Below are 14,716 nucleotides of genomic sequence, written 5' to 3'. Positions count from 1 at the left end.
CCGCACCGCAGTGCCGACAGGAGTAGTGCAGGCTGAGTTGATCGACCTGCCAGTCCGACTCCGGTTTGTCGGATTCGACGTGCACCAGGTGAACCACTCCGCGTCCGAGTTCGAGGGCGGTCTCGATGGAATCAGCGATGCGGCCGCGGCTCTCCGAATCGACTTTCACGCGGTCGATGATCGCTTCGACGACATGTTCCCGCTTGTGGTCGATCTTCGGAACATCTTCAATCGCATGTGTCGTCCCGTTGATCCGGACCCGGAGAAATCCCTGCGTCCCGAGCCGATCCCACAGCTTCTCATAACTTTGCCCGACAGCAATCTGCATCGGGGCAGCGATGTAGAGCTTTGTTCCGTTCGGCATCGCTTGCACCCGTTCGACGATCTGGTCGGTCGTCTGGCGGGAGACCGGTTGCTGACAGTCGGGACAGTACATCTGTCCCAGCCGGGCGAAGAGGACTCGCAGGTAGTCGTAGATTTCGGTGACGGTTCCGACTGTCGAACGAGGTGTCGCCCCGACGGTTTTCTGTTCAATGGCGATGGACGGAGAGAGGCCGGAGATGTGTTCAAGCCTTGGCTTGGGCATCTGACCCAGAAACTGGCGGGCGTATGCGGACAGCGATTCCACATAGCGCCGCTGTCCTTCGGCATACAGAGTGTCCATCGCCAGTGAGGTCTTCCCGGAACCGCTCGGCCCGCAGAAGACGCTCATCTTGTCGCGGGGCACGGTGATGTCAACTGACTGCAGGTTGTGCTGGGAGGCTCCGCGAATGGTGATGGAGTCCTGGGAGGGGAGAGGGGACAGGGAAGAGCGATTGGATGTCGCTTTCTTCTGGGATGATGCGGTTTGTTTCTTCGGGAACAGGATGGGGGCGAGTGCTTTTCCGGTATGGCTTTCTTTGCATTTCGCAACCTGTTCCGGGGTCCCTTCGACGATCAGTTGGCCGCCGCCGTCTCCACCTTCGGGACCGAGGTCGATGACCCAGTCGGCCGTCTTGATGACGTCCAGATTGTGCTCGACCACGAGCACGGTGTTCCCTTCATCCACAAACCCCTGCAGCACCTCGATCAGCTTGCGCACGTCTTCGAAATGCAGACCAGTGGTCGGTTCGTCCAGCAGATACAGCGTCTTGCCGGTCGAGCGCTTTCCGAGTTCGCGGGCCAGTTTGATTCGCTGGGCTTCGCCTCCTGAGACCGTTGGCGAGGCCTGACCAAGCTTCATGTAGTCGAGTCCGACATCATGCAGCGTTTGCAGCATTCGATGAATCTTGGGGTGATTCTTGAAGTGTTCCAGTGCTTCCTGCACGTCCATGTCGAGGACGTCTGCGATCGACTTCTCACGGTATTTCACTTCGAGAGTTTCGTGATTGAAGCGTTTGCCGTTACAGACGGTGCAGGGGACCCAGATGTCGGCGAGGAAATCCATCTCGAGCTTCGTGGCGCCGTTCCCTTCACACGCTTCGCAGCGTCCTCCCGCCACGTTGAAACTGAACCGTCCCGGGGTGTATCCGCGAATCTTCGCCTGCGGCAGCTGCGTGTACAGCGTGCGGATCTCATCGAAGAGCTTCACGTACGTAGCGGGATTGGACCGGGGAGTTCGTCCGATCGGCGACTGATCGATGTCGATCGCCTTGTCGAGCAGTTTCAGCCCAGTGATCTTTTGATGCGCCCCGGGTGTCCCCTTGCCTTTATTCAAGTCGCGGTTGAGGACTTCCCAGAGAATGTCGTTGCAGAGCGAACTCTTGCCGGAGCCACTGACGCCGGTCACACAGACAAACAGTCCCAGCGGGATCTCCACATCGATATTGCGCAGGTTGTGATGGGCAGCGCCGACAATCTTCAGATGATTCTTGCCGGGCGCGCGGCGTTCTTTAGGAATCGGAATGGACGTTCTTCCGGAGAGGTACGCCCCGGTGACGCTCCGTTCGTTCTTCATCACTTCTTCGGCAGTTCCCTGCGCGACCACTTCCCCTCCGCGGACACCCGGACCCGGGCCGAAGTCGACCAGATGATCGGCAGCCCGCATGGTGTCTTCATCGTGTTCGACGACGATGACGGTATTCCCCTGATCCCGAAGATTCAGCAGACTTCCCAACAGCATGTCGTTGTCGCGGGGGTGCAGACCGATCGACGGCTCATCGAGAATGTAGAGCACTCCCACCAATCCCGAACCGATCTGACCAGCCAGACGGATCCGCTGGGATTCTCCTCCGGAAAGCGTGGGAGCAGAACGGTCGAGCGCGAGATAACCGAGCCCGCATTTCTTGAGGAATCCGAGCCGGCCGCGAATCTCTTTAATTGCCTCTTCCGCAATGTGGGCCGCTGTCGGTGAGAGGTCGAGCTGTTCGAAAAACTGAACAGCATGATCAACGGAGAGTCCACAGACTTCAGGCAGTGAGAGCTGGGCTTTGGCTGTGGAAGCTTTTCCTTTCCCACTAGACGCGGCCCGCTCAACACTCAACGTCTTCGAAGTGATCCGGACATTTCTGGCCTGCGGATTCAGTCTCGCCCCGTCACAGCTGGTACACGGAACAACTTCCATGTACTTCTCCAGCTGCTTGCGACGCATGGGGTTTTTCCCCTTGAGATAGTCGTCAAGCAGTTCTGAGAGGTATCCGTTCCACACTCCTCCATGCTTCCAGACTCCGCCGGAGTGTCGCCAGGAGAAGGTGATGTGCCGGTCGCCGGTTCCCCGCAGGAATTTCTGTTTCGCAGGCTCGGGAAGATCTTCCCAGGGAATCTTGTACAGAGCCCCGTCGACCAGTCCCAGGTCTGTTTCAATGGCATCAGCGACACCGTTGAGGATGTGTCGACGCCAGCGACCGACCTTGCGAAATGAGGGGATGAGATCAATCGCCCCTTTGGAAATGGAAAGCTCGGGATGAGTAATCAGGCGGTCGAGAATGAAGTCGTGGCGCATCCCCAGGCCGGTGCACTCACGGCACATGCCCAGCGGGCTGTTGAAGCTGAACAGCTGCGGGGACGGGGGATCGTAGCTGATCCCGCAATCGGGGCAGGCGTACTTCGACGAAAACAGTCGCTCTTCCGGCTTGTCGCCGTCGGTCAGCAGAATCAATCGACCTTCGCTGAGCTTGGTCGCGGTTTCAATGGCGTCGGCCAGTCGGGTCCGCTGTCCCTTCCCAGCGACCAGTCGATCGATAATCACGTCGATCGTGTGTTTGAAATGCTTTTTGAGACCCAGGTCGTCGGACAGGCTGACCACTTCGCCATCGACTCTGGCCCGGACGAATCCCTGTTTGAGCAGGTCTGCAAACAGATCGCGGAACTCCCCTTTCTGCTGCTGGATCAGGGGAGCGAGAATCTGAAACTTCGTCCCCTCCGGCAGCGACATCAGGCTTTCCAGAATCTGATCCGTCGACTGGGCGGTGATCGGTTTTTGGCAGCGAACACAGTGTCCCTGACCGACGCGGGCGAATAGCACTCGCAGATAGTCGTAGATCTCTGTGATCGTTCCGACCGTGCTGCGCGGGTTCCGGGAGGTGACTTTCTGTTGAATCGAGATTGACGGCGCGAGCCCGGTGATGGTGTCGACATCGGGCTTGGGCATCTGGCCGAGAAACTGGCGGGCGTACGTCGAGAGCGATTCGACATACCGGCGCTGACCTTCGGCGTAGAGCGTGTCGAACGCCAGCGAACTCTTTCCCGACCCGCTCACGCCGGTCATGCAGATCAATTGATTACGGGGGAGAACCAGGTCGACGCTGCGCAGGTTATGCTCTCGTGCGCCTCGAATGACGATATCGGCAGCGGGCATGGAAATCCGTTTCAATGGGAGGTGGAGTTTTGTTCATTATAGCCATCTCCGGAACGTTTCAATGCACCGACGAAAGAGATTCCGTAGGGTCCGCTGTGCGGACCAGAATTAGAAAAGGGGGGCAGTCTTGCGGTCCGCACAGCGGACCCTACTGGATCACGATTGTGAAAATCCCCAGGATTGCCAGCCAGACAATTCCCAATGCGTCCCAGAACCAGGCACAGACTTTGACTCCCCAGTAGTATTCATGATCGTACCGGGACAGCGTTGTCCGCGCGGTGACGAAACAGACGAACAGCGACGCCACGAAGAAGTGGACCGCGTGCAGGCTCGTCAGTGCGAACACGAACGACAGCACTTCGAGTGAAGCGTCCTCTGCTTTCCGTTCAGCGGGGAACATCGACCACAGGCCGTAGAGCTGTGTTCCCATGAAGAGGGATGCACAGGCCAGTGCTGCCAGCAGCCAGCGGCGGAACGTTCTCTGACGCTCCTGACGGACGGCTTTCAAGGCCAGATGCAGCGTGATGCTTCCCGCAAACAGCAGGCAGGTGCTCGCGAGAAATGCAGCCGGAAAGAAGATCCGTCCCCGGTCCGCAGATCGGCCGAGCCGTGTCATCAGTTCCAGGCATAGCCCCGCTGCCACTCCGCAAACCGCCAGTGCCAGTGCGAAGAATGTCAGAGAAATGCGACTGCTTCCCGTGACATGTCGTGCGGTGGCAGCCATGGCGTGATCCACACATTCCGTATGGTCCGCTGTGCGGACCGTGATGCGAGATATGCAACCGCAATATGGTCCGCACAGCGGACCCTACTCAACTGAGAATGAACCGAGGCATCAGTTCATGTCCCTGCGGCAGGGTATCTCCCGTGGCTGCCGCGGCGATTTCATCATAAGTGGCCGCTCCGTTGTGTGTGAACCCGGTGCCGCACATGGCGAACGGCACCCAGCCGTGGCTGTGAGTTTTCGTTCGAATGAAGGTCGGGTGATCGGGGCAGACCAGCAGCCGATACTCTCCCTGAGACTTCAGGTACTCATGAACAGGGCCGACGATATGTCTGTCGATCTCTTCCAGAGCGGTCACCTTGGCGTCGGCGTGTCCTTCGTGAGACGCTTCATCCGTCGCCTCCACATGCACGACGACGAAATCCGTGCCCGCTTTCAAGGTTTCGATTGCTGCCCGCCCTTTGGCTGCATAATCGGTGTCGAGATACCCTGTTGCCCCAGCGACTTCCACGACATCCCAGCCGAGCAGCTGTCCGATTCCCCGCAGCAGGTCGACAGCGGTAATGACCGCACCCTGCACTCCGAAACGCTCTTTGAACAGAGTCAGCGACGGAGTCTTCCCTTGTCCCCACAGCCAGATCTGTGTGGCGGGGAGTTCCCCTTTGGCGATTCGTTCCAGATTGGCCGGGGCACTGGCGAACACTTCTCGACTTTGAGTCATCAGGGCCCGCAGGTCGCAGGCCCCCGAGCCCAGCGGAAGATGCTCTGCAGTCGACTGGTCGGTGATGTCGTGCGGGGGAGTTGTGAAGGTGTCGGATGCAAACGGAGCCTTCCCGCCTCGCGGCCGGTACACCAGCAGATTGCGGTAGCTGACACCGGCGTAGAACTTCCAGTGTTCGTTTCCGCAGCTGGCCTGCTGCATGAGTCGGATCAGTTCGCTCCCCGCCTGATTGGAGATCTGCCCGGCTGTGAAGCTCTTCATCCGCTCGTCTTCGACGGTCACCAGATTGCAGCGGATCGCCCAGTCCTCGGGGCCCAGCTCAATCCCCTGTGCGGCAGCTTCGAGCGGGGCCCGGCCGGTGTGAAACACGAGCGGGTCGTAGCCGAACAGGTTCATGGTTCCGACGTCGCTGCCCGAGGGCATACTGACAGGAACGTTGTCGGTCAGCCCGGAGATCCCCGTTCTCGCGACTTCGTCCATGTGAGGCACGTGGGCGGCCTGCAGCGGGGTTCGACCGGCCAGAGATCCCTGCGGCTCATCCGCACAACCATCGGGAATGACGAGAACGTACTTCATTGCGAAAAACCGGGAGTGCTGAATGAAATGTTGATGCTGTGGGTGAAACAGGGAGTCAGGTCAGGCCGACGGGGCGAAGTTGCTTCGCTTCACTCCGTCTCCTCCAGCGGGACGCGTTGTGATTCGTTCCGGCATGCCTCTGATTCGAAAGACTATCAGCCTGCGGGTTCTGAATCGAGAGTGTCGATTCTGCAATGAAGGAATCAGGCTGTGTCGAAGCGTGCCGGCTGTCGAAACTTCCTCTTGATGCAAATTCTCTCTCTGAAGTACATTTCCGGCCCATTCCCGAATCCTTTCCTGATTTTCGTTGAAATCCCGCAATTTCACTCACTCTCTCTGTGGGTGTGTCCGCAGTTTCCCTTGAAAATCTCCCCTGTTTACCACACGTATCAGCTGCTCCGACCGACGTCATGCGGTTTTGGGCGTGCTGATCACAGTCGCAACAGCGACACGGAGTCTCCCGTGCCAGTGCCGTTTCGCCTCGATTGCCTCTGCCTTTCTTTGATGATGACCAGTCTGATGTTGACGTCCGCGTCAGCTCAGGACATGCGGATCTATACCAGCGTGTCGGACGTCTCCAAGGGGGCCCCGCGCGTCGTTTCTCACAGTCTCACCCTCTTTCATGCGGGGAAGGTGTACGACTACATGGATGAAACCGGCGAAGTGGTGATCTTCGAGCCGGTGCATCACCGCTTTGTCATTCTGGCGAAGGACTACAGGGCTACTGAAGTCCCGTTCTCGGAGCTGAACCACTTTCTCGAATCGGCCCGGACGGAGTCGTTGACGTATATCAGCAAACTCAATGCTCAGGAGAACAGCAACGCCGCTCGACTCGAAGCATTGGTCCGTTTCCAGCTGGCACCGGCATTTCAGGAATCCCAGAATGAGTCGAAGCAGACACTGGAACTGGCCAGCGAACATCTGACCTACAACGTGAAGACTGCGAAGATCGAATCAACGCAGTTCGTCCGCCAGTACCTGGACTATGCAGACTGGGCAGCGAGACTGAATTTCGTGCTGCGTCCGAATTCCACATACCCGGAAGCCCGGCTGAAGCTGAATGACAGCCTTCGCAAGCTCGAACTCCTTCCCACTCAGGTGGACCTGCAGCTGCAGATGACCGAGCCAGTGCGATTGCGAGCCGAACACCAGTTTGCCTGGGAGTTTCTCTCGATCGATCGTTCGAACATCAGCAGCTGGGAACGGACCCTGCAGTCCGACCGGGTCCGCTGGGTCCCGTTCCAGCAGTATCAGCAGCAGTCAGTGGTTCAGAAGTCCCGCTGATTCTGGGTGAGGCGATCTCACGACCCGAAGAATGCAGGGCTGCCCTTCGATTGCGTCCCATTGGGTGCGGTCGGCCCTGCTCGCCGGAAATTCATCGGTGCTGACGTAATTCAAGGGGATTCATCTCGAATGTCCCGTTCGTGAGCCCAACCGTCTTTGCTGCCTGCCTTGCTTCTCGACAGGTTCCGCACGCGCTCTCCAGGTGAATCAGAACGTCACCTAAACGCCCGTTCCTTCAGGCCCACGGGACTTTTTCAATTGCGGGGGAGCGCAAGGAATTTTGACTTCTCCCCGCTGTCTCCCTGTCGAATGATTCACTTCGTCGACTCCCCGAAGTTTGTTTTTCAGGAATGTCCGGAAGGGGCCAGGGATGAATTGATGGATCATCCCGTTCGTGCCGACGATCGGCATTGGAAGCATGAACTTTCCGAATCGATCTGCTAACCTATCTGTGATTGTTGATAAGAAAACCGCCAGCGGATTTTCCCTCGTCAGGTGATGCGTCAATGAATTGATTTCGATGCACTCACCCCCACCTAGAAAGTTGATCTGATGCTGAAAAGATCCAACCGTCGAGACTTCATGGCCACGACCGCTTCTCTGGGAGCGGCGGTGTGGGTCGGACACGATGTGCTGCGTGCTGCGGAAGAGAAATCTCCAAATGCCAAGGTGCGATATGCCTGCATCGGAGTGGGGGGGAAGGGGGGTAGTGACTCTGACGATGCGGCTGCTCATGGTGAAATCGTCGCGATCTGCGACGTGGACGACCGCACACTCGAGAAGAAGGGGAGCCGACCGGGCTTCGAAAATGCTGAGAAGTTCTCGGATTACCGGGAAATGTTTGAGAAGCTGGGGGACAAGATCGATGCTGTGACGGTTTCGACTCCGGACCACATGCATGCCCCCGCTTCCGCTCAGGCCATGAAGATGGGCAAAGCCTGTTTCACTCAGAAGCCACTGACTCACACCGTTTGGGAAGCGCGTCGTCTGCAGGAGATTGCCAAAGAGACCGGCGTGGCAACGCAGATGGGAAATCAGGGGACCGCCCTGGGGGGACATCGCAAGGCTGCAGCCCTGATGCAGAAGGGGGGCCTGGGGAAGGTGAAGGAAGTTCACGTCTTCACCAATCGCCCGATCTGGCCGCAGGGGGGAGCCCGTCCTCAGCCGGGAACCGTGCCGCCCTTCCTTCACTGGGATGAATGGATCGGCGGAGCTCCCGAGCGTCCTTACGCAGACGGCTATCATCCGTTTGCCTGGCGAGGGTATTGGGACTTCGGGACCGGCGCCCTGGGAGACATGGCTTGCCATATCTTCAACATGCCGTTTGCCGGTCTGAATCTCGCGAATCCCCTGACCATTCAGGCGACCTGCACCGGTCACAATCGTGACAGCTACCCGCAGGCTTCCAAGATTGCCTTTGAATTTGCTCATCCCACGGGAGAAGGTCTGCTTCCCGTCTGGTGGTATGACGGCGGAAATCTCCCGGATGAAGGACTCCTGAATGGCCTGAAATTCCGGGCCAAAGGGGGAGTGATCATCGTCGGTGAAGATCTGACTTTGTATTCCGCCAGCGATTACGGTGACCCCTGGATTCTGATCGACAAGGAAGGGAAGGAAGTTCCGGTTCCGGATGTCGAGTTCGAAGCTTCACCTGGCCATTTCACGGAATTCCATCAGGCGATTACCGGAGAGCGGAAGCAGGCGATGTCCAACTTCGCCAATTACGCCGGTCCTCTGACGGAAACGATTCTGCTGGGGAATCTCGCGGTTTACGACGCTGCCAGCGGAGAAGGTCGCAAGATTCATTGGGACGCCGAGAAGATGGTGGCGACCAATGCTCCTGAAGTGCAGGTGATCGTGAATAAAGAATACCGTGGAAACTACGGAGAATACCTGAAGGCATAAACCCCTGTCTCAGGGGAGTGTGGCGGCGATTCGGGAGATTTGCCGTTCGAAAGCTGTGTTGATCGCCGCCGGAACGCCACACTTTCATGAGATTCGCTCTCGTCGCGATGCATTGGCGAAAGCCTGTGCACGTTGATCAATCTCGACACCCCCGGTGAACTTCGCCGGGGGTGTTTTTTTATCCGGAGATGCCCCAGTCAGACCTGAATGCTACTCGCACGATATTCATTTGCCTGGGACCGCTTTTTTGTCTTTTGGTACACCGAACTGGTTTGTGAATCACAGTTTGCGAGTAGGTCTTCATGTGTTGGGACGGATTGAAATTGAGCGGATGCGATAAATCGGTTCATCGGTTGTTAGTCACTCGCAGGAAGATGTTTACGGTAAATTGTGGCAATCCTCTGATAATTCTTCAAAAATAATCAGTCCGATTTGATGCGTTCGTGTCAGTAGTTATCTGTGAACCGCATCCAGCACGTCGAGTGCAGGTGCGGACTGCGAGGATTCAGCGGAGGCCATCGAACTCCTCGCGTCAGGAGTCCTGCGTCGCGACTCATTTCTCAGCTCAATTCCCATGAAGCAGACTGCCACTGGATCGACCGCTGCCGCGATGCTGTTCATGCAGCACTATGGGTTTGTCCGCGCCATGGCTGTCCGGTCCGCTCCCTGGCCAGGCTTGATCGATGACATCTTTCAGCAGGTCTTTCTGGAGTTCCTTCAGAGTGCGGACCGGCTCGACCTGCAGCAGGACATCCGTCCTTTGCTGGCAACGATGACCCGTCATATCGCACAGCGGCACTGGAAGCAGGCGATTCGGCAGCAGCCGGAAGCGTTGCAGAATCTCGCCAATCAGATTCGCCTGATTGCAGACGGGCATGAAGAAGAGATTCATTGGGACGACGAATTCAATGCGATACGTCTCTGCCTTCAACGCCTGCCGGCGGAGAGCCATCAGCTGCTGGATCTGTACTACTTTCAGCAGGTTCCGACTGAAGTGATTGGCGAACGTCTTTCCATGAAAGCCGACACCGTCCGCCGGGCACTCTCCCGCCTGCGTGAAAAACTTCGCCAGTGTGTCCAGCATTCCACGAAACCAGACATCGAACATGCCTGAAACACGTCCGACATTCCAGGAGCGCGCTCGCGTCGAGGAGCTGATTCAGCATTGGCTGGAACAGACCCTCAGTCCTTCATTGGCGGAGGAGTTCTCCGGCCTCATCTCTCGCTTTCCGGAACTTGGTGAACACTCGCTTCAGCAACTTCACACAAGTCAGCTGCTGCTGGAAACTCTCAACCCGCAACAGCAAATCTCATCGGCACTTCCCCTTGCCCCGGGACAGGTCGCTTCAGGTTCCAGATGGCGACATGTTGTCCCGCTGCTGGCAACGGCACTGACTGTGGGAATCGTTGTGATCTGGGCATCGCTGCGAACGCCAGTGGTCGAAATGGAGCCGCAGGAGAATGTGGCGGCAACCGTTCAGCCGACTCACTCGGAGGAAGCGTTTGTTTCGCCAGTACCGGATCCGCAGAATGTGATCACAGGGGAACCGATGACAGACGCAGTGGCTGTCGTTTCCCGCAGCCTGTCTGCAGTCAGCTCTCACAATCCTTCGCAACTCGATGTGGGGAGTGTTCTTTCCCCGGGGCTCTTTAAGCTGGACTCGGGACTGGTCTGCATCGACTTCTTCAATGGAACGCGATTCGCCATCGAGGGGCCTGCTGATTTGGAAATTCGCGCGAGCAATCATCTGTTTTGCGCGACAGGAAAAATCACAGCTGAACTCCCCTCGTCAGCTCGGGAGTTTCTGATTGAGACGCCGCAGGGAAGCATTGCTGAAGCGAGCCGACGGATCGGTCTTGCCGTCAGCCCGGACCGGACGGAGGTGCACGTCTTTCAAGGACAGGCGAAGCTGAAAGAATTCGCGCAGATGCGAGTTCTTCAGGGCGACGCCCTGGTCTTCACCGGGCAGCAGATTCTGAAACGGTTGTCCGCGGACGAAAAGAGCTTTGTTTCCGTCCGGAAGATTGACGAGAAGTTTGCTCACGCTGTCCGTGACCAACTCGAAAAGTGGCGAAAATTCAACGACCAGGCCAATCAGGATCCCAGTCTGGTCGCCCGTTTTGAGTTCAGCGAGATTGCGTCAGATCCAAATCCTGTCCTGAAAAATCAAGCACGTTTCTCCCATGTCGGCGGCGGTTCGATCGTTGGCTGTCAATTGACCAAGGGAAGCTGGACTGGCCAGCAGGCACTCACGTTTCAGAGTCTGACCGATCGCGTCTGTCTCGATATTCCCGATCAGTTTGAGGCAGTCACGATGACGGCCTGGGTCCGGTTGCACGCCCTCCCGGAGAAGTTCGCGGGACTGGTGATGAGCGATAGTAATCCGCAGGGCGGAGTGCACTGGCAGCTGACGGGCGATCGAAAAATCCGGGTGTGCTACATCAGCGATCCAACCACGTGGAACAAACTGTGCGAACTCGATACCCCGACGATTCTCGGCCCGGGCCTGCTGGGGAAGTGGCTGCATCTTGCGGTTGTGCTGGATTCCGGGCGTCAATCCGCGGCTCATTACTTGAATGGAGAAATGCTCTCGGACGGGCCGTTCTTGATTGATAATGGGATCTGCATCGGTCAGGCGAGTCTGGGGAACTGGTCACGTCCGGGAAACCACCATTCACCCATCCGGAATCTTCAAGGAGATCTTGGTGAAGTCTCCATTCATGGCCGCGTCCTGCCCCAGAATGAAATTCGGCGAATCTATCAGGCAGGCCTGCCTGCCGGAGTTGCCGGGCCCCGTGTCATGAGAAGTGCAGATCCGATTCAAGGGCCCGTTCAACCGTAGACCAAAGTGCGGACCAATCCATTCTCCCTGTCTCGCTATTGATGTCATTTCGACAAATTCATTTTCTCATAGGAGGACCAGTCGATGTCTTGCGCCCAACGAAGTCGATCCCGTGGCTTTACCCTCATCGAATTGCTGGTGGTCATTGCCATCATTGCAGTTCTGATTTCACTGCTGCTCCCCGCAGTCCAGCAGGCCCGTGAAGCGGCCCGCCGCAGCCAGTGCAAGAACAACCTGAAGCAGTTCGGCCTGGCGATTCATAACTACCATGATGTATACGGATGCTTCCCGCTGGGCACATCCGGGCCTGCTGAGGCCAGCAGCCGCTGGAGCGCATTTGTGACGTTGCTTCCTTATTACGATCAGGCGCCGCTCTTCAACAGTATTGCCGCGGCACCAACTCCTGCGTTCTATGGAGGGGTCTACACCGTACGGCTTCCTATGCTGAAGTGTCCGACCGCTCCACAGGTCAAGGACCCCGCCCCCAATTTGCCCGGCACGAATTATGTCTTCAACTTCGGTGATGTCTCTTACAGCATGACCCAGCGTTCCAGCGTTCGGGGACTCTTTGGAAACAGCTTCAAATTTGCGATCCGGGATGTCACAGACGGGACTTCCAACACCGCTATGATGTCGGAAACAGTCCTGTCAGATGATGACGGAACAGGCCTGACAGCAAATGGGTTTGCAGCGGTCACCCGCGTGAACCCCCAGCAGCCAGGTACCTGTAAGCCACAGTTTGTGAACGGACAATTCATCGCATCTGCGACATTGACATCCAGAGATCGAGTTCCCGGAGGACGCTGGAGCGATGGCATTCCAGCGATCACCAGTTTCAACACGATTCTTCCGCCGAACTCCCCCGTCTGTGCAGACGCCAACGGTACGAATGGTGTTCTGCCGCCGAAATCCATGCACGTGGGGGGCGTTCATCTCTTGCTGGCGGACGGTGCTGTCCGGTTCATCAGCCAGAACATTGATGCCGGCAACAGCACAGCTTCACCTGCGATCACCGGACCCAGCAAGTTTGGCGTCTGGGGAGCGCTGGGAACGCGAGAGGCTGGCGAAGTCCCCGGAGAGTTTTAGTAATAGCTCAGAGATACGCTTGGACTGAACCAGGGTTTATCCAGCGGGTTGAATCGTTCCTAAGCGTTGAATGTCGTCCTTCCTGATTGAGGTTCCCGCAGTTTCAATATGATCAGAGATGGAAAAATGAGAATCAGACTAAATGCCGCGTTGATGCTGATCGTCAGTATCACAGTTTTGCAGTCCGGATGCAGCCGACAGGATAAGTGGGAAAAGCGGCGACCGAAGGTGTATAAGGCTGCGGGAGTCGTTCGGCAGGGTGGCAGCCCGCTCTCTGATGCAATTATCAATTTTCATCCTGTTGAAGGAGAGTACGGCGGAACCGCGGTCACAGGTTCCGACGGAAAATATCAATTGACGACTTTCAAGGAACACGACGGAGTTGTTCCTGGGGAATACAAGGTCACGGTCGAGAAGAACGACTGGATTCCGATTGGACCGAAGCCATCAGGGCCGCCTCCGGATGGAGGCGTAGTTCAACTTCAGCCGCTCAAGAAAGTTCCACGTACAGCACCCCAATACGCTGACATGGAGAAGTCTGGATTTACTGTCCTTGTCACGCCCGACGGGCCTAATCAGTTCAGCTTCGATCTCGAGCCGTTCGAGCCGGATTCAAAGTGAGCAGCTCACTTTGCAACGACAAAACCCAATTGCTCGGCCAGCATTCCGGCCCGCGTCAGAATGCTGGCCGTTCGTGTACATACAGCCGCGCTCAAAGCTGAAGAAGGAGTTGTTGTGCCACGTTTTCAGATGAAAGTTGATACGAAGCTCGTACTGACATTGTTCCTGGTAGTCGTTGTCGCGTTGAAATGCGTGTCGTTCTTGCAGGCTCAGGACGAGGCCGCAGTCGCTGAAAAGAAGGCCGCTGAGGAAGCAGTGACCGCTCAGAAGTTCGCGGAATGGAAGCGGACCCTGCCTCCGGAGCAGCAGGCGTGGGAAACGCTCCTCGAACAGAATCTGGGCAAGTTTTATCTCCCTCTCTATCAGCGGGAAAAGGTCGCTGGGCGAGAGACGACCTGGGATTATGTGGCCGATGTCCCCGGGCTTCCTCGCGTGTTGTTGATTGGGGATTCCGTTTCGGGAGGTTACACCCGCCCGGTTCGAAAAGAACTGGCAGGGATCGCGAACGTTCATCGTGCCCCGGAAAACTGCGGTCCGACCAGCAATGGTGTGAAGAAGCTGGACCTCTGGCTGGGGGACGGGAAGTGGGACGTCATTCATGTCAACTTCGGCCTGCATGAAACCAAAACGCCCACACAGGATTACGCCACTCGCCTGGAATCGATTCTCACCCGACTGAAGGGGACGGGGGCCAAAGTGATCTGGGCCTCGACCACTCCAGTCCCGGATGACTGGAAGGCGTCACCTGATCTGTCAGGGAAGATCGTGGAATTGAATGCAGCCGCAGCTGAGATCACTGAGAAACTCCAGATCCCCGTGGACGACCTGTACAGCTTTATCCTTCCACAGCTGAAAGAAACACAAAACCCAGGGGACATTCACTTCAGCCAGAAGGGCTATTCCCTGATGGGAAAACAGGTTGCAGCGTCGATTCTCGCTCAGCTGGAACCAGGCAATCCGCCTGCACAGCCCCATGCTAAGCCGTAGTTTCAGTCGACGCTGATGCGATCTGAGCGGCGCGGAAGTGGTCAGGAATTGTGTAACTCATGTGCGGCTAGCACGTTATGAAGAGTTTTGCCTACGGAGTGGATCCGTTCGGGCAGAAGAAAAAAATAAAGGGCCTGCAGGGTTGACGGGCCCGCGGATCTGATTAACATTGCTCCTTCCCCCACACGACGCGG

At 57.1% G+C, this 14,716-nt stretch carries 9 protein-coding genes and 1 pseudogene; 7 read left to right on the top strand and 3 right to left on the bottom strand.

Annotation, left to right across the window (positions count from 1 at the left end):
* Nucleotides 1–4: 4 nt before the first annotated feature.
* The 3 genes and pseudogenes from uvrA to SH661x_RS20675 form a co-directional block, all read right to left on the bottom strand.
* A pseudogene (gene uvrA, locus SH661x_RS20685) lies at nucleotides 5–3,775 on the bottom strand (excinuclease ABC subunit UvrA); the annotation flags it as partial.
* 148 nt (nucleotides 3,776–3,923) lie between these two features.
* Nucleotides 3,924–4,499, bottom strand: coding sequence for a cytochrome c oxidase subunit 3 (locus SH661x_RS20680; RefSeq protein ID WP_437225590.1), 576 nt, complete (start codon nucleotides 4,497–4,499; stop codon nucleotides 3,924–3,926).
* Nucleotides 4,500–4,587: 88 nt separating this feature from the next.
* Nucleotides 4,588–5,796, bottom strand: coding sequence for a cofactor-independent phosphoglycerate mutase (locus SH661x_RS20675; RefSeq protein ID WP_437225588.1), 1,209 nt, complete (start codon nucleotides 5,794–5,796; stop codon nucleotides 4,588–4,590).
* A gap of 519 nt (nucleotides 5,797–6,315) precedes the next feature.
* Between SH661x_RS20675 and SH661x_RS20670 the strand changes: the two genes are divergently transcribed.
* The 7 genes from SH661x_RS20670 (at nucleotide 6,316) to SH661x_RS20640 (ending at nucleotide 14,522) form a co-directional block, all read left to right on the top strand.
* Entirely contained in the window at nucleotides 6,316–7,080 is a 765-nt protein-coding gene (locus SH661x_RS20670) for a hypothetical protein (protein ID WP_437225586.1), read from the top strand.
* Between the two features lie 582 nt (nucleotides 7,081–7,662).
* Nucleotides 7,663–8,985, top strand: a complete 1,323-nt coding sequence (locus tag SH661x_RS20665) for a Gfo/Idh/MocA family oxidoreductase (protein ID WP_437225584.1) — start codon at nucleotides 7,663–7,665, stop codon at nucleotides 8,983–8,985.
* Nucleotides 8,986–9,559: 574 nt separating this feature from the next.
* Nucleotides 9,560–10,099 carry an RNA polymerase sigma factor gene (locus SH661x_RS20660; RefSeq protein WP_437225582.1) on the top strand — a complete coding sequence of 180 codons (540 nt, stop codon included), beginning with the start codon at nucleotides 9,560–9,562 and terminating at the stop codon, nucleotides 10,097–10,099.
* On the top strand, nucleotides 10,092–11,828 hold the full coding sequence (locus SH661x_RS20655) for a LamG domain-containing protein (protein ID WP_437225580.1): 1,737 nt from the start codon (nucleotides 10,092–10,094) through the stop codon (nucleotides 11,826–11,828). Before SH661x_RS20660 ends, SH661x_RS20655 begins: the two co-directional genes overlap by 8 nt.
* A gap of 84 nt (nucleotides 11,829–11,912) precedes the next feature.
* Nucleotides 11,913–12,914, top strand: a complete 1,002-nt coding sequence (locus tag SH661x_RS20650; protein ID WP_437225578.1) for a DUF1559 family PulG-like putative transporter — start codon at nucleotides 11,913–11,915, stop codon at nucleotides 12,912–12,914.
* Between the two features lie 126 nt (nucleotides 12,915–13,040).
* Entirely contained in the window at nucleotides 13,041–13,535 is a 495-nt protein-coding gene (locus tag SH661x_RS20645) for a carboxypeptidase-like regulatory domain-containing protein (protein WP_437225575.1), read from the top strand.
* Nucleotides 13,536–13,649: 114 nt separating this feature from the next.
* Nucleotides 13,650–14,522, top strand: a complete 873-nt coding sequence (locus SH661x_RS20640) for an SGNH/GDSL hydrolase family protein (RefSeq protein WP_437225573.1) — start codon at nucleotides 13,650–13,652, stop codon at nucleotides 14,520–14,522.
* The last annotated feature ends 194 nt before the right edge of the window (nucleotides 14,523–14,716 follow it).

This window comes from Planctomicrobium stercoris (genome assembly GCF_051465655.1).
GTDB lineage: Bacteria > Planctomycetota > Planctomycetia > Planctomycetales > Planctomycetaceae > Planctomicrobium.
This window is presented reverse-complemented; position numbering and strand designations above follow the sequence as displayed.

Excerpts from the sequence above, each read along its gene's own strand:
- SH661x_RS20680 (WP_437225590.1), bottom strand. The coding sequence starts at position 4,499 with ATGGCTGCCACCGCACGACATGTCACGGGAAGCAGTCGCATTTCTCTG.
- SH661x_RS20675 (WP_437225588.1), bottom strand. The coding sequence starts at position 5,796 with ATGAAGTACGTTCTCGTCATTCCCGATGGTTGTGCGGATGAGCCGCAG.
- SH661x_RS20670 (WP_437225586.1), top strand. The coding sequence starts at position 6,316 with ATGTTGACGTCCGCGTCAGCTCAGGACATGCGGATCTATACCAGCGTG.
- SH661x_RS20665 (WP_437225584.1), top strand. The coding sequence starts at position 7,663 with ATGGCCACGACCGCTTCTCTGGGAGCGGCGGTGTGGGTCGGACACGAT.
- SH661x_RS20660 (WP_437225582.1), top strand. The coding sequence starts at position 9,560 with ATGAAGCAGACTGCCACTGGATCGACCGCTGCCGCGATGCTGTTCATG.
- SH661x_RS20655 (WP_437225580.1), top strand. The coding sequence starts at position 10,092 with ATGCCTGAAACACGTCCGACATTCCAGGAGCGCGCTCGCGTCGAGGAG.
- SH661x_RS20650 (WP_437225578.1), top strand. The coding sequence starts at position 11,913 with ATGTCTTGCGCCCAACGAAGTCGATCCCGTGGCTTTACCCTCATCGAA.
- SH661x_RS20645 (WP_437225575.1), top strand. The coding sequence starts at position 13,041 with ATGAGAATCAGACTAAATGCCGCGTTGATGCTGATCGTCAGTATCACA.